At 40.4% G+C, this 24,103-nt stretch carries 17 protein-coding genes and 1 tRNA gene; 8 read left to right on the top strand and 10 right to left on the bottom strand.

Going from position 1 to position 24,103, the window contains the following annotated elements; translation table 11 throughout:
- Window positions 1-54 precede the first annotated feature (54 nt).
- From IPO83_01460 to smpB, 4 genes are all read left to right on the top strand, one after another.
- Window positions 55-714 (top strand): metal-dependent transcriptional regulator, encoded by a 660-nt coding sequence (locus IPO83_01460; GenBank protein ID MBK9729949.1) that lies wholly within the window; start codon window positions 55-57, stop codon window positions 712-714.
- Entirely contained in the window at window positions 711-2,597 is a 1,887-nt protein-coding gene (locus IPO83_01455) for an Nramp family divalent metal transporter (protein ID MBK9729948.1), read from the top strand. Before IPO83_01460 ends, IPO83_01455 begins: the two co-directional genes overlap by 4 nt.
- Before the next feature lie 131 nt (window positions 2,598-2,728).
- Complete coding sequence (locus IPO83_01450) at window positions 2,729-3,142, top strand: hypothetical protein (GenBank protein MBK9729947.1); 414 nt, start codon at window positions 2,729-2,731, stop codon at window positions 3,140-3,142.
- The gene (gene smpB, locus IPO83_01445; GenBank protein MBK9729946.1) at window positions 3,135-3,593 is read left to right on the top strand and encodes an SsrA-binding protein SmpB; all 459 of its coding nucleotides are present in this window, start codon (window positions 3,135-3,137) and stop codon (window positions 3,591-3,593) included. The genes IPO83_01450 and smpB overlap by 8 nt, the downstream gene beginning before the upstream one ends.
- A 55-nt stretch (window positions 3,594-3,648) precedes the next feature.
- Here smpB and IPO83_01440 read toward each other — a convergent pair whose 3' ends face one another.
- On the bottom strand, window positions 3,649-4,239 hold the full coding sequence (locus IPO83_01440; protein MBK9729945.1) for a hypothetical protein: 591 nt from the start codon (window positions 4,237-4,239) through the stop codon (window positions 3,649-3,651).
- A 237-nt stretch (window positions 4,240-4,476) separates the two neighbouring features.
- Here IPO83_01440 and IPO83_01435 point away from each other — a divergent pair, with 237 nt between their 5' ends.
- Complete coding sequence (locus IPO83_01435) at window positions 4,477-5,070, top strand: SAM-dependent methyltransferase (protein ID MBK9729944.1); 594 nt, start codon at window positions 4,477-4,479, stop codon at window positions 5,068-5,070.
- A gap of 36 nt (window positions 5,071-5,106) precedes the next feature.
- Here the strand turns inward: IPO83_01435 and IPO83_01430 are convergent, their stop codons facing one another.
- The 6 genes from IPO83_01430 to gap form a co-directional block, all read right to left on the bottom strand.
- Window positions 5,107-7,149, bottom strand: a complete 2,043-nt coding sequence (locus IPO83_01430; GenBank protein MBK9729943.1) for an Omp28-related outer membrane protein — start codon at window positions 7,147-7,149, stop codon at window positions 5,107-5,109.
- 129 nt (window positions 7,150-7,278) lie between these two features.
- A complete protein-coding gene (locus tag IPO83_01425; protein MBK9729942.1) occupies window positions 7,279-8,493 on the bottom strand; it encodes a TlpA family protein disulfide reductase in 1,215 nt (404 codons plus the stop codon).
- Between the two features lie 57 nt (window positions 8,494-8,550).
- Entirely contained in the window at window positions 8,551-9,072 is a 522-nt protein-coding gene (locus IPO83_01420) for an RDD family protein (GenBank protein ID MBK9729941.1), read from the bottom strand.
- Window positions 9,073-9,179: 107 nt separating this feature from the next.
- Window positions 9,180-10,670 carry a hypothetical protein gene (locus tag IPO83_01415; protein MBK9729940.1) on the bottom strand — a complete coding sequence of 497 codons (1,491 nt, stop codon included), beginning with the start codon at window positions 10,668-10,670 and terminating at the stop codon, window positions 9,180-9,182.
- A 343-nt stretch (window positions 10,671-11,013) separates the two neighbouring features.
- Window positions 11,014-12,213, bottom strand: a complete 1,200-nt coding sequence (locus IPO83_01410) for a phosphoglycerate kinase (protein MBK9729939.1) — start codon at window positions 12,211-12,213, stop codon at window positions 11,014-11,016.
- Window positions 12,214-12,362: 149 nt separating this feature from the next.
- On the bottom strand, window positions 12,363-13,376 hold the full coding sequence (gene gap / locus IPO83_01405; protein MBK9729938.1) for a type I glyceraldehyde-3-phosphate dehydrogenase: 1,014 nt from the start codon (window positions 13,374-13,376) through the stop codon (window positions 12,363-12,365).
- 153 nt (window positions 13,377-13,529) lie between these two features.
- Here gap and IPO83_01400 point away from each other — a divergent pair.
- Window positions 13,530-13,601 (top strand) — tRNA-Glu (locus tag IPO83_01400).
- An 81-nt stretch (window positions 13,602-13,682) separates the two neighbouring features.
- On the opposite strand, the gene IPO83_01395 is transcribed toward IPO83_01400, so the two are convergent.
- Window positions 13,683-14,381 (bottom strand): MgtC/SapB family protein, encoded by a 699-nt coding sequence (locus IPO83_01395; protein ID MBK9729937.1) that lies wholly within the window; start codon window positions 14,379-14,381, stop codon window positions 13,683-13,685.
- Between the two features lie 284 nt (window positions 14,382-14,665).
- On the opposite strand from IPO83_01395, the gene IPO83_01390 reads away from it, so the two are divergent.
- Window positions 14,666-16,660, top strand: coding sequence for a glycogen debranching enzyme family protein (locus tag IPO83_01390; GenBank protein ID MBK9729936.1), 1,995 nt, complete (start codon window positions 14,666-14,668; stop codon window positions 16,658-16,660).
- 288 nt (window positions 16,661-16,948) lie between these two features.
- Here IPO83_01390 and IPO83_01385 read toward each other — a convergent pair whose 3' ends face one another.
- Window positions 16,949-19,057 carry an aryl-sulfate sulfotransferase gene (locus IPO83_01385; GenBank protein ID MBK9729935.1) on the bottom strand — a complete coding sequence of 703 codons (2,109 nt, stop codon included), beginning with the start codon at window positions 19,055-19,057 and terminating at the stop codon, window positions 16,949-16,951.
- A gap of 390 nt (window positions 19,058-19,447) precedes the next feature.
- Here IPO83_01385 and IPO83_01380 point away from each other — a divergent pair, with 390 nt between their 5' ends.
- Window positions 19,448-20,857, top strand: coding sequence for a T9SS type A sorting domain-containing protein (locus tag IPO83_01380; protein ID MBK9729934.1), 1,410 nt, complete (start codon window positions 19,448-19,450; stop codon window positions 20,855-20,857).
- Between the two features lie 71 nt (window positions 20,858-20,928).
- On the opposite strand, the gene IPO83_01375 is transcribed toward IPO83_01380, so the two are convergent.
- Window positions 20,929-24,015: a T9SS type A sorting domain-containing protein gene (locus IPO83_01375; GenBank protein ID MBK9729933.1), complete on the bottom strand. Its 3,087-nt coding sequence runs from the start codon at window positions 24,013-24,015 to the stop codon at window positions 20,929-20,931.
- Between the last annotated feature and the right edge of the window lie 88 nt (window positions 24,016-24,103).

Raw genomic sequence — 24,103 nt, 5'->3', positions numbered from 1 at the left:
AATAAATTTAGACTAATCTAAATTATTTTTATTTTTGTCCTAAATTCATGCTGTATGTTTTCACCCACCGAAGAAAATTATCTCAAGTGCATTTATCTTCAATCGGAGAAAAACGGAGTACAACCGGTTACTACGAACGAGATTTCTGAAAAGATGAGGACCAAAGCTGCGTCCGTAACAGATATGCTTAAACGGTTATCAGACAAGCGATTGATTCACTATAAGAAATACCAGGGCGTGCTCCTTACCAATGCAGGCGAATCCAAAGCGCTTTCAGTAGTCAGAAAACACAGATTATGGGAATATTTTTTGGTGGAGAAATTAAAATTTCAATGGGATGAAGTTCATGCGGTTGCTGAAGAACTGGAGCATGTAAATTCCGATCTTTTAGTTGACAAACTCGACGCTTTTCTCAACCATCCGAAGTTTGACCCGCACGGTGATCCAATACCTGATCAGCTCGGAAAGCTGTCTGCTTCCAAATTCAAAAACCTTTCTTCACTTAAAGTAAATGAAAAAGGAAAAGTTGCTGCTGTAATTGAGCAACAACCGGCTTTTCTTAAACACCTCGATAAACTGCACATTCATATGAGTACGCCGCTGAAAGTTATCGACTGCATCGAATTCGATAAAAGCATGACCATTTCCATTAATCACTCTTCAACCGTTAATATCAGTCACGACATTGCTAAAAATATCCTGATCTCAAAATGACAACTGTAAGTTCAATTCCTTCCAAATCACTTGAAGATGTACATTCTTCAGTGGATACAACTAAAAAGGTCGGCTTTTTCAAATCACTATTTGCATTTATTGGTCCGGCCTACCTGGTAAGTGTAGGCTATATGGATCCGGGCAACTGGGCGACAGATATTGCTGCCGGCAGTGGTTTTGGTTATTCCCTCATTTGGGTTTTGCTAATGTCAAACCTGATGGCTATCCTTTTGCAAAGCCACAGCGCTCGTCTGGGTATTGTTCGCGGACTTGATCTGGCACAGGCATCAAAAGCTTCCTATCCTGCTATTGTGAACATTCCGCTGTATCTGCTGGCAGAAATTGCAATTGCCGCCTGCGACCTCGCGGAAGTATTGGGACTTGCCATCGGACTAAACCTTTTGTTTGGTGTGCCGCTGCTTGTAGGTGTAACTATAGCAGTGCTTGATGCTGTCCTGCTGCTGGTAATTATAAATTTTGGCATCCGTAAAATGGAGGCATTAATTTTTTCACTGGTCTTCATTATCAGCGCTTCTTTTTTTGTGGAAATGTTTTTTGCAAAGCCCGATCCGATCGATATTATGAAAGGTTTTATGCCGGCCATCCCAAATGATATCGCCTTGTACATTGCAATCGGTATAATCGGCGCTACGGTAATGCCACATAATCTTTACCTGCATTCAGCATTAGTTCAGACACGGAAGATTGATCCTTCCAAAGCGGGAAAGAAAAGGGCGTTACGTTTCAACATTATTGATTCTACCATTGCATTGAATATCGCATTCCTTGTAAATGCTTCCATTCTTATACTTGCCGGCGCGGCTTTCTTTAATAACGGTTATTTTGAAATCACAGAAATACAGGATGCGCATAAGCTGCTTGCACCTTTGCTGGGAACACAACTGGCTCCTATTCTTTTCGCGGTAGCATTAATCGCTTCAGGTCAATGCTCCACCATTACCGGAACTCTTGCAGGTCAAATTGTGATGGAAGGATACCTTCACCTTCGCATCACACCATGGATCAGGAGACTACTAACGAGACTTATCGCTGTTATTCCTGCGTTTCTGGTGATCTGGCTTAAAGGCGAAGAAAACACCGGGCAATTGCTGATTCTGAGCCAGGTGATTTTAAGTTTACAACTTGGGTTTGCAATCGTACCCTTGATACATTTTGTAAGCGACAAAGAAAAAATGGGAGGTTTCGCAATTGGTACATGGTCGAAAATCGGATCATGGATAACAGCCGCTATTATCATTTCTTTAAATGCTAAACTGGTGTTGAATGAAGTGGTTGCAATGATTCAAAGTAGTGGAGAATATGTATGGGCTGTCTATTTCATCGTGATTCCAATTATAGCAGGAGCCGCTTTGTTATTGCTTTACATCATTCTTCATCCTTTCTTGTCAAAGAAGAGTGCAAAGCTGCGTGTTCCACACCTGGAACATCTGCCTGTTGATTTTTCAGTGAATGAAAAATTCAAACGTATAGCTGTTACAGTTGATTTTTCAGAAACAGATCAAAAAGCAATTTCACGCGCACTAACAACTGGTGGCAAACAAAGCGCTTATCTGCTGATTCATGTAGTAGAGTCTGCCAGCGCAATGTTAATGGAGAAAGATGTGGCTGACCTGGAGTCAGGCACCGACTATGAAAATCTGAAACAATATGCAGCGGCACTTACCAGGGAAGGTTATCAGGTAAGTTATGAATTAGGATTTGGCCGCCGCTATAAAACAATTCCTAAGCTGGTTAAAAAATTTAACGCGGATCTGTTAGTGATGGGAACACATGGACACCATGGAATTAAAGACCTGCTGTTTGGTGAAACGATTAATGCTGTACGACACAGCATTGGCATACCGTTACTGGCTGTAAAGTAAATGAGGTTAACGAAGTAACTTTCTTATAAGGTTGCAAATGATTTTCTCGCCAGAGATGAACGCAGCGTGAAAAAGTCGAAGCTTTTTTGGAAAACACAACAGATCAGCGCAGATTTTTTCACTTTTACAATATGAAGAAGCTATTCAAACCAGGTGATCAGAAAAAATTCAAGAGGGGCGTACAGGAAATTGATACAGCAGGTTTCTTTAATGGCATGGTACATCCTGTCTATTCAACCTTCAGCATTGCACGTGATGCTGAATGGAGTGGTCGTTTGTTTGTGCTGGATCTCCGTGAAGAAGATGAAGAAGGAATTGGAACTTTCATTTCTGTAAATCACCACGCCCCGGCATTTCCAGGTGAAGAAATTGTTTTTACAGCTACACTTAAAGAAATCCGGAATCATGAGGTAATTACTTCATTTGAAGCAAGATCAGGCACCCGGCTTATTGCAAGCGGAGAACAGGGTCAAAAAATTTTTAAACGTAAAAAGCTGGAACAATTATTTTCTTCGGCAAAAAACAAGAGCATCGATAATGAATAATAACATCAATATAAAAAACAAGAAGGCCTATTTCGAATTTGAATTCATTGATCAGTTTGTAGCGGGCATCATGCTGACAGGGACAGAGATTAAGTCGATCCGCGAAGGCAAAGTCAATATGAATGATGGCTGGTGCTATTTTCAGAAGAACGACCTATGGATCAAGAATCTAAACATTTCCACATATGACAAAGGCACCCATTACAACCATGAACCATTAAGACCACGTAAATTATTGCTGAATAAAAAGGAACTGAACAAACTGCAGGATAAAATTAAAGAAAAAGGCCTGACTGTAATTCCGCTTCGCCTGTTTATCAACGACCGCGGTTTCGCAAAACTGGAAATTGCACTTGCGAAAGGAAAGAAACTTCATGATAAGCGGGATACTATAAAAGAACGCGAAGCAAAGCGTGAAATGGGACGTGAAGGGAAAGGCGGGCGTTTATAAGCAATGGCAAAAAAAATCCTCCACAAGGGAGGATTTCAGTGATGCCGCTTATTGATTATTTTATCCTGCTAAGCGTATAAGATCTCTGGTAAGCTATACTAGTAAATGGATCGATAGTATCCCGTTCAAGTTTCATCTCATTGTTTCTCAGTTCGATAATATCAAACAACAATGATTTCTTGGTGTAAGGATCCAGAATATAGAGTTGCTCCTTATTCTTCAAGTCGCCTACATTGCTTGTAAAGTTCCAGGTAAGAATCGTTACAGTAGTTGAACTGTCCCTGTATAGTGAATCTTTACAAATAGGGGTATTATTTGCAATGTCATAAATGTAAGATGAATCTATAGTCAACTTTTCCTGAAAAACTCCATTCTTTTCAAATGTCCAGATGTATTTGTAATTCAATATCACCTTATCAATTTCACTTCCACAAAAACCAATATACGGTCCAATAGAATCACCTACACGGCGGAGGGAATCCTTATTATTGATTTTGTACTCAGTAATGTTCCAATTACCTGACACACGTGACAGGCGGGAATGAAAGGAGATAAATGGATCTTCAGGACCTTTCGCGCAACTTTGCCACAAATTGAGGATCGTAATTCCAAGAAGAATAAAAAGAATAAACTTCAATTGTTTCATTTTCTAAAATTTAGTTCTAAAAGGTTGCTGTTAAGGAGGTGGCCAAAGATAAAGTAATTTTTTATTGTTCCATTTAAAGTATCAAATTTTGGTATTTTCACCGTGATGGTGCAATGGAGGCAATAATGTTTTTTCCGGGAAATTATTGTGGTACTACTGTCATTCCATTCATTTTCATAAAGTCAACTATCGATTTCGGCAAATAAAAAATTTGATAATTTGCTAAAAAATCAAACTATGAAGCTGGATGCCGCTTATTGGGAAGCACGGTATAAAAATCAGGAAACCGGTTGGGATATCGGTACTGTTTCCCCGCCATTAAAATCCTATTTTGAACAGCTAAAAGATAAATCCGCGAGGATTTTAATTCCAGGTGCAGGCAATGGTCATGAAGCAGCCTTCCTTTTAGATCAGGGCTTCAATAATGTATTTATGCTGGACATTTCCAAAACACCGCTTCTGAATTTTGAAGAGAAATATCCTTCTTTTCCAAAAGCTCATTTGGTCCATGAAAACTTTTTTGAACATAACGGTATTTATGACCTGATTATCGAACAAACTTTCTTCTGTGCACTGGATCCGGCACTCCGGTCTGCCTATGCAAAAAAAATGTATTCATTACTGGCCACGCCGGGCACACTGGCAGGATTACTTTTTGATGATCCTTTGATGAAAGATGGTCCTCCTTTCGGAGGAACGAGGGAAGAATACCTAAAACATTTCCGGCCTTATTTTACCCTGCGCACATTCGAAAGAGCAACCAACTCGATTGTTCCAAGAGCAGGCCGCGAGCTTTTCATGATTCTAAAAAAAGAAAACGGAACCCTGTAAGAATTCCGTTTCCAATAATTTTAAGACTGATAAGGACTAACGTGCTACTTCCATGCTTTTGGTTATGCCCTGATTTGATGCATTTGCCAAACGATAGAAATAAACACCATTACTGAGTGAAGTAATGTTCACTGTAACTGTGCTGGCGTTTTTAGGTACCTGTTGGGAAATCAGGGTACGGCCCAATTGATCCATTACCGTTAAGGTCATGTCTTCAGTGAGACCAGAAACAGGAATGTACGTAATCTCGTTGCCGGGATTCGGGAAATTCTGTCCCATTTGTTCGTTTGCAGCTACAATATTTCCGGTTCCGGTAACACCATAAAACCAATCATAAGCTGTTTTAATGATGGCAGTTTTATTTGTTGGCGTACCCAGCATTTCAATGCCTGGTGCTATGTAAACTGTTTTATAAGTTCCATTATCTCCACGCACTCCGGCAGTTTTTGCTGTGTTGTTATTGTAATAAAAAATGGGTGTGCCAATTCCATAAGGTACAATCTGATCGGGAAAGAAATAGGTGCTTGTATAATAATAGTTGATCAGTGTTGAACCGAGGGCTCCGAATACCGGATCAGCGGTATTCGCGGTAAGCGGCTTGTTGGCAGTACTGCCATCGTCAATAAAATCTGCAAACATATAATCATTGAAAAACTGTTGGGAAAGTGGAGTGGCATGACCTAAATCTGCAGGGTCCGTCCAAACATCCCATCCTATATCCTGGCCGCTAATAAACAGATTTCCGCCATTATCCATAAAAGCCATCAGCTCCGTCACAAAATCATCTGTAAAAGCAGGAAAATACCATCCGACATTGTAATACATATTCTTTACACCAGTCAAAGAACTTTCCTGTGAAGCACGTTGCGCAAGTGATGAATTCAAAAATGCGTAGGAAGTAGAACCTGCACTGGCAAAAGCAGTAGTATAAGATGTTTGAAGAAAGGTAGCCGTTGCAGGAGCCATTGCAGCATTATTCACCACAAGCTCGGTAACACCTGAAAATACATACACTGATTTTACAACAGGATCCTCATTAGGGCTTGTGAGTGACTGAATGGAAAGCGTATAAATTCCCATTGCCGCTGTAGCACCCGGAGTAACGTTGATCGTTACGGGAACAACTGCTCCGGCAGCCATCGTAACGGTTGCAGTTGAGCTGTAAGTAGTACCGTTTGCTACAAATTCACCTGACCAGTCAAGAGGAGCAGTTGCAGTGAGTGTGTAGGAGTAATCCTGTAAAGCAGTACTGTTATTGGTGGCATCAAGAGTAAAAGTAGCAACAGATCCTACAGTGCCTGAGGAAGTAAGTGCAACAGGATCAGCAATGGCAGCACTGGGATCGAAAGATGCACCGCAGTTGTAAATTTCTTTCGTGGATTCGTTTTGAACAAAAGCAATCAATGCGATTTCATCCATATTCCAGGCAGCATTTTCATCATAGGTATAATTGAATACAACCGATCCACCCTGAGCAGCAAGAACGATAACATCACCGGCCGTGGAAGGAAGCATCTCACGAAATACATTCGGGAAATATTTTTCACCGTTATTTCCGGGAGGGCTTGTATAATTAACATTACGTTCCACAATTGCAGTGCGGATTTTCAGATTACCGGCTGGGGGTGTTCCAACAGAATACACCGTGATTGTTACATCATGCGATGTTCCATTGTCAACGTCTAAAACAGTAATTTTAATTGGACTTGTAGCAGCTACCTGATCATCAACATCCTGTTGAACAAAACCACCCGGTGAACTGACTTTCACATTTCCCAAAAGGTGAACTTCCGGAACTCCGCCTACATTATAATAGGTCACGCGTTCATCACTCTGGTTTGGATTAAGATTATACATAGGATCATATCCAGGCCAGGAAGTGTGGTAGGCGATGTGACGCACGGTGCTTGGGTTGGGATCAAGTATACTGGATTGAAATCCCGGATTTTGTTGGGCACAAGGTCCGCAACTGGCTTGTGTAAAATGCTCAAACATGGCATATTTTGGCGCCTGTGCCTGAGATGGCTGCAATGAAGTAAACATTGCTAAAACAACAATTAAGAGTGTAATTTTTTTCATGAAGCAAGTTGGTTTTTGAATGAAATTTTTGGAGGCTCCGCGAAGATACAATAATCAGGAAATCAGCAACATTTTATATAGCTCCCCGGGTGCATAGTTGCACAAAAACAATTGTGAACAAGCATCCATTTATTCCGACAATAATTTTTCCACCAATCCGCGTGTATCATCCTTCCACTGCTCATATTCGTTACCTGTTGCCGGGCCATTTATGCCTGAATAAATTTTACGCAGATTTCCCGTTTTGTCAATAAAAAAAGTAGTAGGATAAGCAAACATACCTGTAAGCATCGGAAGTGTTTTTATGGCATCGGCACCGGGCTCACCGGCCAGCAAAATGGTATAATGCACATTGAACCGTTGTTTGAGTCTTTCAATATTTTGAATGGCTTTCTCCCCTACTGCTTTTTCATATGAAAGGCCAATGATCTCTAATCCTTTTGAATGATATTGATCATACAATGGTGAAAAGAAAGCCACTTCATCCATACAGTTAGGACACCACGATCCCATCACCTGAACAATCACCGCTTTATTCTGAAACTGCTGATCAGCAAGTGAAACCATATTTCCTTTGGCATCAGGAAATGAAAAAGCAAGTTTATCATATCCCGCTTTCAATTGAAGTAAAGAAGCAGGATCCGGCAATTCAAATCCTTTATTCCGATGAGCTATCCAGGGTTCCTGCCAATGGTTTCCAGAATAATACATGCCGTTCAAAACACCGGCGGGATCAATTGTGGCTTTAAACAGAAACGCATGTGATCCGTCAAAACAGGAAAGCAACATTTCATTGCCCTGAACAGTGCCGGCTAAATACCGGTAGTCTCCTGATGTAGTGAGGAATGTGCCGGTCAGGTCGTTACCTGATTGAATAAAAATACCAACTGCCTTTGAACTATCCTCCGTGCCTTTGCTGAAATCAACTTCCCATTTACCAGATATATTATCAACCGGCTTCAAAGTTTCAGAAGTGAAACGATACGCCTTGCCGAATTCCGCTTTAAACGGAAAAACATTATTCACTTTGCGTGAATGATTGATCCATAAACCTGTTAAAGTTTGTGGCGTATACTTCAACCTGAATTCAGAATCGAATACTGGAAGCCGGATAAATACACTGTCATCTGCCATATTTATTTCATCCACTGCAATTCTTTCTTCACCATTCAGGATGATCAACTGAAGTTTACCTCCAATGTATTTTGTTTCGAAATTAAATGGCAACTCGCCACCGTTGGTAGTCAATATACCACGCCAAATTCCGGTCTGTATTCCGGCAGGTTTTATTTCTGCAATACTGAAAAATGATAGCACTGAGAAAAGTAATTGAAGGAAGAGCATGGTGTTTAATTATTAAATAAAGAGTTATTGCTACCGTGAAGAAAACAAAAATGGCGGTTAGTTTTTAACACAAATCATATTGGTGAGTTTGTCATGCCATGTTTGGTGGTAATCTGAAATGAAATAAGCAAGGCAGCTCAAAACAGCGGGCAATCCGGCAAGCACAACCAATATAAGGTAGATCCATGAACGGGCTGCACACATTCTGAAAACAGGTATCTGCCTTGTATTCAAATCAACCAACTTAATGCGCATGATACGCTTGCCAACTGTTCCTCCCGTGCTTTCCATAACAGGTGAATACAACAACACCCAAAGCATGAGCGCGAATGCAGGCATCGCCTGGCGAACACTCATGGTAATAAATTCAACATTGTAAGGATCGTCGCGGGTTATGAAATAGATCGATAAAGCCTGCAAACCATAAGCAGCTCCTGCTATTATAGCTGTATCAATGGTGCGAGCCACAGCACGTTGCAGAAACGAAGCGAGCAACTGCTCTTCTTCACGCTTCACTTCTTTAGTAATTTTATCCAGCAATTGATCGATGGGATCGGGCTGAGCAGATTGGGAAATCATAAGTCCTGATTCAATGAGCTAAATTCGGTTTGTTTATCCGAAAAAAGAAAAGAAGTTCGATCATTCGTGATTGCTTATGCTTTCGCGGCTTTTAAGCTTTCAAAAAATCAAAAAGTAATCACATTCACCGAATATGGTTTGAGTGAAACAGCACTTCCCTTGTTAACTGCTTCCTTCACATCATAACTGTCCAATGAGGATGCCGAAACAGAATTCATAGTAAAAATTTTTCCTGTTGTACTTGCACCGTTAATTTTTATACCGGCTAAATTTACTTCACTACCCGTTTCATTTATCAGCAACAAAGCATAATTGCCATTTTCACTACAACCCACACCACTCACACCATTGAAGCCGGTGATCTCAATGTCATCCACCTTTTTATTGCCTGTAAAAAGAAGGCCGCAGTTTTTCAATGTCTTATAAAAATTGTCTGCATCTCCTTTACCGCCATCTCCACGGTTCAGGCTTTTCAACGACATAAAGCAGGCGTAGCCAATCAGGTTATCATTTGCTTTATTGTAGCGAATCATGAATTCATAAAATTTACCTATATACAAGCATCCCGTCATATTATTGTGAATGCTGCTTTTCGCCTTAATTCCCCATTGACAAACAGAAACTCTCTTACCAGGAAAAGTGCTCTTGAAAATATCAAACCAATGCGGAATCGTTTGTGAAAACGCCTGGTTGATTTCAGCCATGCTTACCGCTGCATCATCCTTTGAATCCAATATGTCTTTATCCCAGAGATACAGTCTTGCTTCGTCACCCTGAATTCCTTTGAGTTGCGAGTTCCATGTTGCAAATTTTGCAGTTTGCTTATGAACCGGTGCAGCATCGACTACTGTAATGATACCGGGAAATTTATGCTCTACGGAATCTATCCACTGCGAAATTTTTTTACGGTAGCTTGTTCCATCCGGAAAAACATGCGCATTGCTGGTGAGATTTTGTTCCATGCCAAAGATCACGCGTTGTGCATTGGCGCGTTTTATCTTCCAATACAACTCAGGCAGCGTGCCGCTTTGTACGTTAGCAGCCACATCGCCGCGAACGTTTAATTTGTGAAGCAATGCACAATACTGGTTGAAAAAATCGACTCCGAATTTTACAGTAGCTACACCATCCAGTATTCCTTCATAAGATTCACCTCTTGCCTCAACATCTGAACGACGGATGTTGTATCCGTCTCCTTTGCCTCCGTTGATCAGGGTGTCATTAATAATCACATGCTCATGATCTGAAGGACTTCCACCGCTATATTGTAAAGAGTTAAGATTGAGCGCTTTCAGCCAGGAAAAATAAGGATCTGCCAACACATTGCGCGCGACCATTCCTTTAGTAAAAAAAATATCAATTACACAACCGGCATGTATTTGTTTATAAAGTGAAACTTCATGGGAAGTGGAAATGGCAATTTGTATATCAGCAGTGCCATTTGGAGTTGCAGCAGCAATATTTTCAGCATCTTCCGATCCTTTACCCGATGCTCCACGATGCTTGCCATGCCCGGTAGATTTGCAACCTATTGAAATAATCAGGATAAAAACAAGCGCTTGCATGCTCCTGATCATTGGCTGTTTCATTTTTTTCATATTAAAAAGTTGTTCAAAGTTAAAATAATGAAATTTTATAAAACCTACTTTTTAAATCCTGAATAGCAGTTTATCTGCTACCTGTTGGTGGTTTTAATCAAATTATTCCTTCGCGGCTAAAATAAGCAATCAACAGAGTAAGGAAAAAAGATTTTGAAGTGTTTGCTTCCCGCGTATTTCTTCTGAAAAATTAAATTCAGGAAATGATTTACATAAATAAAATCACCTCACAGTGTTGAAAATCTGTGAGGTGATTTTATTAAAAAGCCTATTGCAATTTATACTAAAGGCCAGAGCTAAATCCAAACCTTTTCAACTCAGATTTGCCTTTGTAAGTATTATTCTATACTTTTTGGATTGCTGCAACGCCGGGCAATACTTTACCTTCAAAATATTCCAGCATCGCACCTCCGCCGGTTGAAACATAACTCACCTGATCAGCCAATTTGAATTTATTGATAGCGGATACGGAATCTCCACCTCCTATCAATGAATAGGCACCATTCGATGTAGCTTCTGCCACCGCAAGCGCAATGCTCTTCGTCCCTTCCTGAAAATTGCTGAATTCAAAAACACCCATCGGTCCGTTCCACAAAATTGTTTTTGAATCGAGTATCACCTTTTTAAATTCTGCAATCGCTTTTGGACCGATATCCAAACCCATGTATCCTGTTGTGATGCTCATGCTTTCGCACAAACCACGGCTGGCTTCATTACTGAATGCATCAGCCGTAACAGAATCAACCGGCAATAAAATATTTACATTTTTTTCTTCCGCTTTCTTCAACAATTGAATAGCATGATCGAGACGGTCTTCTTCACAAAGGGAATTGCCGATATTTCCACCCATTGCTTTAAAAAATGTGTAAGCCATTCCACCACCGATGATAATGTTATCAGCTTTGTCGAGCAATTGTTCAATGATCAATATTTTATCTGAAACTTTCGCACCGCCTATAATTGCAGTGAAAGGTTTGGCAGGATTCAGAATGGCTTTGTCTGCGTTCTCCAGCTCTGAAGCCATGAGGAAACCAAACATTTTTTTTTCCGGAAGAAAATAATTGGCAACAATTGTAGTGGAAGCGTGTGCACGATGTGCCGTTCCAAAAGCATCATTCACATACACATCACCTAACTCCGACAATTGTTTTGCAAAAGCTTCATCGCCCTTTTCTTCCTCCGGATGAAAGCGAAGATTTTCCAGTAACAATACTTCTCCGGGTTTTAATGCTGCCGCTGTATTTGCAACTTCTTGTCCAACACAATCCGTTACAAACTTCACCGGACGATTCAATAAATTGGAAGTGGTTTCGACAACATGGCGCAGTGAATATTTGTCTTCCGGTCCGCCTTTCGGTCTGCCTAAGTGCGACATCAGAATCACTGATCCGCCATCACTCAATATTTTATTGATTGTTTTTACTGCACCACGAATGCGTGTATCATCCTTGACTACAAAAGTTACTTTGTCAAGCGGCACGTTGAAGTCAACACGAATCAATGCGCGTGTGTCTTTGAAGTTGTAATCGGCAACTGTTTTCATCTTTTACAAGTAATTGAGCCTGATGATTAAAATGTTTGTTTGTAGCATCACATTGATAACAATTTAGGAGGGTGCTACATGGTTAAATGGATAAATGGTCAAACGACTCAATCATTTGAGCCATTTAACCATTCTGCCATTCAATGATTTTATTTACTGATTAATCCGGCGAAAAACTTCACCGTCCGTACCAACTGAGAGACATAACTCATTTCATTATCGTACCATGAAACGGTTTTCACCAATTGTTTATCACCGACAGTCATCACTTTTGTTTGTGTGCCGTCATAGAGTGAACCGAACGTGATGCCAATTACATCTGTGCTTACAATTTCATCTTCCGTATAACCGAACGATTCGTTGGAAGCTGCTTTCATGGCTGCATTCACTTCCTCCACTGTTACTTTTTTATTCAGGATGCTGGTCAGTTCTGTCAATGAACCGGTGATGGTTGGAACACGTTGCGCGTTGCCATCCAATTTACCTTTCAATTCAGGAAGTACAAGTCCAATTGCTTTTGCGGCACCTGTGCTGTTAGGGACAATGTTGGCAGCAGCAGCACGTGCCCTGCGCAAATCACCTTTCGGATGCGGCGCATCTTGTGTATTCTGATCGTTGGTATAAGCGTGAATGGTAGTCATGATGCCCACTTCAATGCCGAATTTATCATTCAGAACTTTTGCCATTGGAGCCAGGCAGTTGGTGGTACAGGAAGCACAGGAAATGATGGTTTCGCTGCCGTCTAATATCTCATGGTTTACATTGAATACTATGGTTTTCAGATCACCGGTTGCAGGTGCAGAAATCACTACCCGTTTTGCGCCGGCAGTAATGTGTGCAGCAGCTTTGTCTTTATCGGTAAAGAAGCCGGTACATTCCAGCACCACATCCACTTCATGACTTTTCCAGGGAATTTCAGCCGGATTTTTATGGGCGTATATTTTTACTTCATCGCCATTTACTGTGATGGAGCTTTCACCGGCAGTTACATTGGCATTAAAACGACCTTGTGCAGAATCGTATTTCAAAAGATGCGCAAGCACTTTAGGGCTGGTTAAATCATTGATGGCTACTACATCTATACCTTCCATTTGGTAAATCTGGCGATATACAAGGCGGCCGATGCGACCGAATCCATTGATGGCTACTTTAACAGTTGACATTTGTGAGTACAAATTTTAGTGAGGAAGAATGAAAATTGAGCGGCAAAGGTAAGGAAAGAAGTGCTCAACAGAAATGAAAAGCCAAAAATTTTAATGGCCGTGTTGTTCTAAAAGAACCAAAAAAATTTATCTTTGCGACCTGATTTTCAAAACGGCGCGTTGGTCAAGGGGTTAAGACGCCTCTCTTTCACGGAGGAATCAGGGGTTCGATTCCCCTACGCGCTACTTAAACCGCCATGGCAAATGCCTGGCGGTTTTTTTATGCGGTATTGGCAAAAATTAACCTGTTTTAATACTCCATAAGTGTTAATAATCCTGTCCAATCCTGATCCCCGAAACCTTTTCTATTTTACTAAGCTGATGGTAAAGTTCCTGCAATGAATACTTAACAGGAATGTTTACATACAACTTCATCTGCGAACTCCTGGCATCGAGTGAATGAGAAATGTTCACCGATTGAATGTTAATATTTGCCTTAACGATCAAATCGAAGACAGCTTCGGTTTCAATTTTTTCCGTATTGAAATCAATCTCTAATATTTTCAAATGCATATCCGGAAAAAATCTGTTCTCCACCCTGTCAAGAATGATCAATACAAATAATATCAGGGCAGTACAAATAACAGCACCTGAATACATACCTGCACCTACAGCAAGTCCGATAGCCGCTACCGTCCAGATAGTGGCTGCAGTGGTGAGTCCGCGAACATTCGATCCCAATTTGAAAATAGCTCCTGCTCCCAGGAAACCAATTCCGGATACTACCTGCGCAGCAATGCGACCTGGATCCCCATTCTGAAAATTCTGGAATGTTTGCGGAATGTAAATTGACAGCAACATGAGAATGGTTGATCCGATAGAAATTAGAATATGTGTTCTGAAACCTGCATGCTGCCGTCTGCTTTCGCGTTCCAATCCTATAAGGCTGCTCAAGGTTAAGCTGAGAATTAACCGAACTAAAATTATCTTATCATCAATCATCGTCTGCGCTAAAAGATCATTCATTCCATGCGTTTTTCATAAAAATATAACTCTGTCAATAAATGCGGAAATTTTTATAGTACGACAAATATGATCGTAATTCCAGGTGCGATCTATCCCAACTTACAAGCAATAATATTTAAGGCGAAGAAATTCCATTCAATTCATTATTGCAATCACAATCACACATTCATCAATTGTGATCCTGAAAAAATTTTGTATGCTGCTGCTATTCCAGATTATTTCCTGTAATTGTCGCAGCATAATTTTATACTTTTCAGCTTTACAAATAATAATCTCATTAGATTATGACACTCATACAAGACAAAGAACTCTTACAAGATTATCATCGAGCCATTGAAAATGAATGGATCGAAACCAATGGATTGGGTGGATACGCAAGTTCCACTGTGATTGGTTGTAATACGCGCCGCTATCATGGATTATTGATAGCAGCGATTACGCCTCCAACTGAACGCATGGTGCTGGTGAGTAAACTGGATGAAACAATTGTATTCAACGGAGAACGGTTTGAACTCGGTTGTAACAATTACGGCGATGCCATTTCACCAACAGGTAACCATTATCTTACTTCATTCACTAAAAATTTATTTCCTGAATCTATTTATGAAGCACACGATGTACAATTGAAAAAAAGTATCGTGATGCTGCATGATGAAAATACAACACTTGTAGTTTATGAAGTGTTGAAATCATCAGCACCTTTTGTGCTTGAATTCAATGCACTAATTGCTTCAAGAAATTATCATGAACTACTAACAGAAACCGATGTAATCAGTCAAACAATCTCTTTTGAATCAGGAATGCTGTCATTGAAAATGAACGCTGACAGTCCCGAAATTTTTATTCACCTCAACGAATGCTCTTTCAATCATGCACCAGACTGGTATCGCCATTTTGAGTACGCTGCTGAGAAAGAACGCGGACAAGACTATCGTGAAGATCTTTTTTCTCCAGGCACATTCAGCATTACATTAACAGAAGGACAAAAAATAACAGTCCTAATTTCTACAGCACCAACCGAAGGCAGAAATGCGAATGAACTGTTGGAAAAAGAAATGCAACGCAGACATTCCATTACAGCTTCCGCCAAAGGCAATGAAGTGATGCAACAACTATTGCTCGCTGCTGATCAGTTTGTAGTTCAACGGGATGAAGACCTGAAAACCATTATTGCGGGCTATCACTGGTTTACCGACTGGAGCCGCGATACGATGATTGCATTAACCGGTTTGTGTTTAATTACCGATAGATTGAAGGATGCCAAAAAAATCCTGCTGGCATTTGCAAAAAATATCAGCAACGGCATGTTGCCCAATCGCTTCCAGGATCACCATCTTCCACCGGAATACAATACAGCCGATGGAACACTCTGGTATTTTATTGCCATCAATAATTATCTGGAAGCAGGTGGTAGTAAAAAATTTGTGTTGAACGAAATGCTTCCTGTCCTGACAGAAATAATTGAATGGCATTTTAAAGGCACGCGTTTTAACATTCATGTTGCTGACGATCAATTGCTTTTTGCCGGTGAAGCAGGAACACAACTGACATGGATGGATGCTAAAGTAAATGATTGGGTGGTTACACCGCGCATCGGAAAAGCAGTGGAGATCAATGCCCTCTGGTACAACGCGCTTCGCATCTATGCACGATTGTTGAAATTAAATGGCAACAAAGAACTGTCAGAACGATTTCGTAAAAAAGCAAAATTCACGAAGAAGAAATTCATTGAAATATTCTGGAATGAGGAATTGCTTTACCTGTATGATGTGGTAAATGATGATATCAAAGACGCTTCCTTACGACCCAACCAATTGCTTGCACTCGGGCTTTCTTATCCGCTGATTAAAGGAAAAAAAGCGAAAAAAATTCTTGATGTGGTTAAAGAAAAATTACTTACACCATTCGGATTACGCAGTCTTTCACCTGATGATGAAAATTATAAAGGAACGTACGACGGCAACATCGTTCAACGCGATGACGCTTACCACCAGGGAACGGTATGGAGCTGGCTCATCGGTCCATACATTGATGCACTTTTCCATTGTTATGGAAAGGCAGCAAAACCAGAGGCTCAGCAAGCGATCCATCAACTACTCCTTCATCTGAACAATGCCGGAATCGGATCCATTTCTGAAATATTTGATGGTGATGCTCCTCATAAACCGCGTGGCTGCATTGCGCAGGCATGGAGTGTTGCCGAACTGCTTCGTGTGATCAGGCAGTACCGGCTCTATGATTTCAAAAGTAATCATGAAGACTTCACGATTGATAAGTGATCTTATTTAAACCGGAATTTACCTGGTTTGAAAAGACAAGTTTCAGGCTATTGCCTCCCAATCTTGAGGTTTACATTTTCGCCTGCAGAAGTGATGAGGTGTGCAAAAAAAATATTTCCCGGTAGGTTAGCTGTTTCAAAAAAAACCACATTATTTCCGGCTTCCTATTTTTTTTCAGAACAGCTTCTCTCGGTTTTTCCAGATACCAGCGAAAGCGAAAGAGCATGCAATTAAAAAATCGGAAGACCATTTGGTTTTCAATTCTACAAACATCAATAATGTGACATACTATTGTTTCACAAATTTTTGCACGAAATTTTGTGTGGGTGTTTTAAACTCAGCAATGTAATAGCCATCAGGTAATCCGGCTACATCAATTTGTTGTGATGATTCACCTGCAATTGCATCGATGTTTTTTTCCATCATTTTTTTTCCGGTGAGATCATAAATTGAAAAGGCTATCATTTCTTCTTCAACCGTAGTAAGCTGAAGGTTCAATATACCGGAAACCGGATTCGGATAAACCATAACAGTAGTAACCGGCACCGGCAAAATCAACCGTTGTGCTTCTGTAGCAAACGTATCGAGTTTCGACCAGTCGGAAGTATAACCATTCGAGCAATTAGTCCGAATGTGAAATTCATAACCACTTTCAGGTTTCAGATTGATAAGCTTTTTAGTGTTGATGGTTGTGCTTTGAAACTTCCACTTTACTTTACCGAGTTTTCTGTATTGCAAATCATAGGAAACAGCATTGTGAACCTGATTCCAGGTAACTTTTACTGAATTATCGGTAAGCTTACTCAATGTTATCAGGTCAGGATTTATGATCTCACAGGGCTTCCAGCTATATTTATGAACCCTGTAACCTCTTTGTAAACCATCCTCAAATTTAAATTCCCAGACTATATTGTTATTCGTATCTACTTCGGTATAGTTCGGAATGTTGGAGGTAGAGTTAATTGTTTTTCCCCATGAAATCAGAGTGTTTCCATTTTCAAGACGTTGCACGCTTCCAGAGCCTGTTCCAAATACATGTGCATCGCCAATCGGTGGATGTTCGTAGTGCCAGATCAAAGTAGCTACTTTATTTATTTCATCCAGTTGATATTCTTTAGCTTCCGAATGCTCCACCGGCAAGTCTACTGCATTATTGAAAAGTGTAACGTTACCATTTGCGATTCTTCGGATATCATGCTGGTAATTCCAATGCTCGGGAATGTTATCGTTTACAAATGTGAACTGGTTATTTTTTCCACCCATTCTCCATACAAATTCTCCTGTTTCCAGGTTAATCTTAGAGATCTCCGACATATTTCTACTTGATATCAAGATATTGCCATCGTTGTCCCGCTCCACTGCATTGCCATGCACATAGTCAATGATTGCTGCGGTAAGATTTTGTGTCGGGTTGATGTCTGTGATTAAGAAATGATCCCAGCTTCTCCACTGAAATATTACCTGCTTTTCCGCGTCCAGTTCCTGAATGATCAAACCCTTCACCAGCGCATTTGTGTTGCCACCAGTAACTAGCTGGCTCATGTCAACTGTTTGTGGATCGAATGCAATTACAAAGGTGTGACCATCAGGATACATCATTATTTCGTGTCCGTTGGTTTCATCCTCATATCCGTTGCCGCATTGTACAGAATCAATCACCGCATAATTGGAATCCATCACTACCCATCCATCAAATTCATAGTTGAAATAAGTCATATACCCATTCTTATTAACTTTAAAATCATGTCCGTTGAGGCTTTGATCACAAGTCCAAACCAATGATCCATCGTTGTTGATGATGGTTGGAAAAGAATTCGTATCCTTTTTATCATCGGATTGATTGTTATGAAAAATCTGGCCGGGAGCGGGATTATTATTGATGGTGACCATGTAGGAGGGCAATGAATCAATGCTGCATCCTTCTCTGAGAACTGATGAAGCTCCATACACGACACCAGCATCAGGCATATCATCATCAGTACTGGTTTTGAGTAGTGCCTTTTGTTCGGATGATAGTTCGTTCATGATATCAAATGAAAATGATGTACCTGATATGGTCGATCCATCTGTTCGCTTGAACAGTGAATGAAAAGTCACTTGCACCGTTTCTCCCCAGTTAAATGACTCTTTCGGTTTTATGATGATCGTTCTTCCCTCAGAAAGATGAGCGGTCCATTCATGCATTCCACTTTTGGACCCTTTTATCTCGAGCAGGTTTCCCTGAAGAATAGAAGATTCATCAATCAATCCTGAAGCCCTGAAGACCAGGGTGGTTTGTGGTTTGTGATACTTTGATCCCGGTACAGGACTAATATTTTGGAATTGGGCGCTGAGTTGAAGTGAAGCTGTGATAAAAATCAGAATCAGGAAAGCAAAAAATGTACTTTGTTTTTTCATGCCGATTGTTTTGAATGCATTGATGTCCTTTTTAATCATGATGAAAACCTTGCTGCTCCGTTGGCTTCCAACTCAATTTAATTTTTGTGTGTGAAGTTTCAGCTTATCTTCTTCATTTTCAGTAGCGAGTGCCAAATGTAGTATTAATCGGAAAAAACTTTGGCCATTCCGATGAAGAAGTTCCCAACAACATTTATGCATTCCGCCGTACAGATGAAGCAATAAATTCAGCAAGCAGTAATTAGGGACGCATGGACATGCAGTTTGGCTGACAAGTAGCTTAAATTATGTTGCATATCATGCAAACAGGTCAGTGTTTCAAAACAATTTTTTGTTCTCCACCATGCATTTATTAGTTTTAGTTAAACAATTCAACCTTACTTTTTTAACATGAAAAAATTTATCCTCTTCACATGTTCCATCGCCATTTCATTTCAGCTATCAGCACAGCAGGCTGACAATTGGTATTTTGGAATTTTTGCCGGGTTAAATTTCAGTGCTTCTACACCTGCTGTGCTCACCGATGGAAAAGTTAACACGCCGGAAGGTTGTTCTTCAATTTCTGACACCTCCGGTGCTCTTCTCTTTTATACAGATGGAAATAACGTTTGGAACAAATTGCACTTCCTGATGCCAAACGGATCCGGACTTGATGCAGGAAGTTCCGCAACACAGGCTGCGCTGATTGCGCAACAACCCGGCAGCAACAATTTGTATTACGTGTTTACACTGGATGAAATTGGCGGACCTCTTGGATTTCGCTACTCCATAGTTGATATGAGCTTGCAAAGCGGCCTTGGTGATGTAATTGAAAAAAATATACTCTTGCAGAATTCCGTCACTGAAAAGCTCACGGCCGTAACCACTTATGATGGCAGTAAAATTTGGGTGGTTGTTCATGAATGGGGATCTAATGCATTTTATTCATATGCACTTACTACTTCAGGAATATCAACACCAGTCATCAGCAATGCAGGAATCATTCACTCGACCGCTGAAATCCAGAATACGTACGGGCAAATGAAATTTGCAAGTTGCGGCGGGTTGCTGGCATTGGCAATAGGATATCAGGACACTATAGAGATTTTCGATTTCAACCTTGTGGATGGTACTGTTTCTGATCCTATCACTATTCCAATTGGATATCACGTTTACGGAATAGAGTTTTCGCCGGATGATTCAAAACTATATGTGACGAATTATAATCCGGAAGCAACCTTACTTCAGTTTGATTTAACTCAAGGCAGTGCCGACGCAATTATCAACTCCAAAGTAACGCTCAACTCAACCGAAGACTTATACGCACTGCAATTGGCACCTGACGGAAAAATATATGTAGTAAAATCTTTTAGCACATATCTCGGCATCATCAATGAACCGGATATTGCAGGAAGCGGTTGTGATTTTGTATTGAATGGAATCAACCTTGATCCAAACTATACCGGTGCATCCGCTGCATTAGGGCTTCCTGATTTTGTTCAGTCTTATTTTGATTATGTTCACAAAGGCTGCGCATTGTCCACTTCCATTGATGAACCATTATCTGAAAATATTGTGGACGTATTTCCAAATCCTTCAAATGGTTTCCTCATTTTAAATACGGCTTCATTGGAAGCAGGTCCTTTTAACATCCTTCTTACAGACCTGGCTGGCAGAACGTGTTTCCTGTCAACAGAAATAAGTTCTTCAGCAACAACAAAAGTAAAATTGGCTTCGCTCAATAATGGCGTTTATATTTTGAAGGTAACACAAGGCAAAAAAGAATTCGTTCAGAAAATCCTGGTAAGTAATTGCAACTGAGTTTACCTGCACCTGGTAAAAAAAAAGCTGCTCCGATCATGGAGCAGCTTTTTCATTCAGTTTCAAAGCGGTTATTGCTTCACCAATTTTATAGTTTGTTCTGTTCCATTCATCACTACCCTTACAAAATAAATACCCGGACTCAACGTGGCCAGATTCAATTCATAACTGAATTCACCTTGTTCTGATTGCAATAATCCGGACTGAATGTTTCTGCCCAATGCATCAAAGACACTCATCAAGGCTTCTCCACCTGTATCATTTTTAAATTGAAGTGTGGTAGTTGCTGATGCGGGATTCGGATAAAGACTAAGCGTTCCGGTAAATTCATTTAATACTTCGCCAACCAACTTGGCCGGAGCTGTAGTAAAAGTTACTAAACCGGAATATTTGCTTGTTGCTTTACTACCCAATGTATCCACTACGTGGGCCACTTTCCATTCGTAAGTGGTAGCTGGTGTCAATCCTTCCAATTTGTAACCTGAATTGTTTGTTCCGGTTTTTATTTTGTTCCAGGTGGGATTACCCTGCACTCGGTAATAAATACTGTCATAGTCAATGCAAACAAGTGTATCCCAATTCAGGGTTGCTTTCGTTGATTTGATATTGGTAGTGGACTTGTTGATAGGCACCGGAACGATTGTGGTTGTTTCACTCGTTCCTTTACCCTGACCGGTAGCTCCATCACCATACACAGTAGTATAATATTTACCGGGAGGAAGTGAGCTGATGGTAAATGGAGTCGTCTTATTTACTTTAATAGGATCACCATACTTCTCACCAAAACGATACAGTTGCACCGTGTAGGGCTTGCTGCTCTTCGCGCATTTATATTCTAATGAACCATTTGAACAGTCAGCACCAGCAACTGATGATTGAAGCGTAATAGTTGCTTTTTCTTTCTGTGAAAATGTCGGTACAAGGTTATAAGCTGTATAGTTGGTTGTATAATACATTATTACCTGCACATAATAATACTGCTTTGGCAGTCCGGTAAAATTTGCAGTTAAACTACCTGCGCTGCTGTATGTATTAAAAATGGGTGCAAGCGCCGTGTCTGAATAAACTATTAGATAGACCAATGGATTTCCGCAGCAAAACATGGGTTCCCATGTGAGCGATACTGTAAGATCACCGCTTCCGGTATAGTTGATTTTCCACCAGTCTTTCAAGTCAATTGCACCACCATTTGAACGGAATCCGACATGACCGGTATTCCCAAAATTAGCCGGCAGCGTGGCCGCCTTTTTTGCTATTTCATTATTTATTCCATCATTGGCATTGGCATATTCTGTAAGAGAGTTTGATAAAGTGTAAGGAATGAAACCGTTTGAATAATAGGCAAACACCTTTACATAATAAGTTCCAGCCGCCAAACCATCTGTATTGTGAGTTAAAGTTCCATTGGTATAATTTGATTTCAATAAAGTAGTTCCATCATTGTCATACAGTTGCAGATAAACATACTGACTATTTTCTGAAGTAATGGTAAGGTTGATTTGTCCGTCTTTCGGTGTTACGATCTTGTACCAATCTTCCACATCTGTTACCAGGTCGTAATAGTAGTTTGTATGTCCTGTGACCGTGCTTCCAACTGCAAAATCCAATGCCTCAGATTTTCCATTGTTAGGTTCCGCATCATTGGCAACAGGGGCAGCAATCAAGGTATCAGAAATTGTATAAGCTATAAATCCACCAGTATAAAAAGGATAGATTTTTACATAATAAGTACCTGCTGCAAGACCGTCTTTAATGTAAGATTGATTACCGTTTGTATAAGCGTTTTGAAGAGACGTGACACCATCATTATCAAATAGCTGATAGTAAACATATTGACCATTTTGAGATATTATCGTGAGTTTCAGCGCACCATCACCTGTGGTTGTAACCTTAAACCAATCCTCTACATCTGTTACACCATTATAATAATAGCCAACCTGGCCTGTTTTGACATTGTTTAAAGGAAGATTTTTTGCTTGTGACTTGCTATTATTGGGCTCAGCATCGTTGGCTACAGGTGGCGCGGTAAACGTGCTGGTGAGTGTATAAGGTGCAAAACCAGAAGAGGTAAATGCAAATATTTTTACATAATAGGTGCCAGCTGCCAGACCATCCTTAGTGTAGTTAGCGGTACCATTAGTGTAGTGACTTCCATCAAGTATAGTGGAACCGTCGCCATCATACAATTGGTAGTAAATGTATTGTGCGTTTTCTACTGCTAAATTTAAATTAAGCGCACCATTTCCCGTGGTAGTTATCTTAAACCAATCTGTAGTGTCCCGAACCAGATTATAATAGTAACCAACCTGACCGGTAGCGCTTCCATTTAATGGTAGCGTGTTGGCTTGTGTGAATAAGCCATTAGGTTCAATGTCGTTGCCTGCAACAGGTGCTGTGAAGGTTGATGTTAATGTATATGGCGCAAAACCACCGGCTGAAAAGGGATAAACATTTACATAATAAGTCCCTGCTGAGAGTCCGTCCTGATCATAACTCACTATACCATTCGTATAGCTAGATTTCAGTACCGTAGTGCCATCGTGATCATACAGTACAAAATAAATGTATTGGCCATTAACAACACTGAGCTGCAGATTGATCTTTCCGTTTCCGGTGGTTGTTATGCTCCACCAATCTGAAACATCATATACACCATTATAGTAATACCCTATATGGCCCGTTGAGCTGCCGGTAGGTGCGAGCACATTGGCTTGCGTGTAAAGCGCATTTGGTTCGGGTTCATTGGCAAGAGATGCAACATTGAGGAAGTTTGATATGGTATAAGCCGGTAATTGTCCAGCCGTGAAGGCATAAATGTAAATGTAATACGTTCCGGGTGCAAGGCCATCCTGTGAAAAAGTAGCCGTTCCATTAGTATATGAACTCTTCAACAAAGTTGTGCCATCGAAATCATACAATTGATAGTAGCAATAAAGACCATTGCTAACAATAAGCGTAATATCCAACTTGCCGTCCGATGTCGTGGAAACTTTCCACCAGTCAACATCTGTAGCGGTTCCAATGGCTCCTGTATTGCTATTGTTTAGCAATAATTTATTCGCTGTATTCCTTGTATCATTGGATTCTGTTTCAGCAGCATGGAGCCAACCTGAAGTAAAAATTAATAATGTGAGCAAAGCAAGTAGTGACCTTTTCATTGTGTGGGATTTTAATTGTGAAATTGGAGATATGAATTAATTTAATTCAAAAGGATCGTGTACAAAATTTGAATTGATCTTGGAAACT

The sequence above is a fragment of the Chitinophagaceae bacterium genome, from assembly GCA_016717285.1.
Taxonomy (GTDB): Bacteria; Bacteroidota; Bacteroidia; order Chitinophagales; family UBA10324; genus JACCZZ01.
Note: the sequence above shows the minus strand (reverse complement) of the source record. Positions and strands in the feature narration are given on the sequence as shown.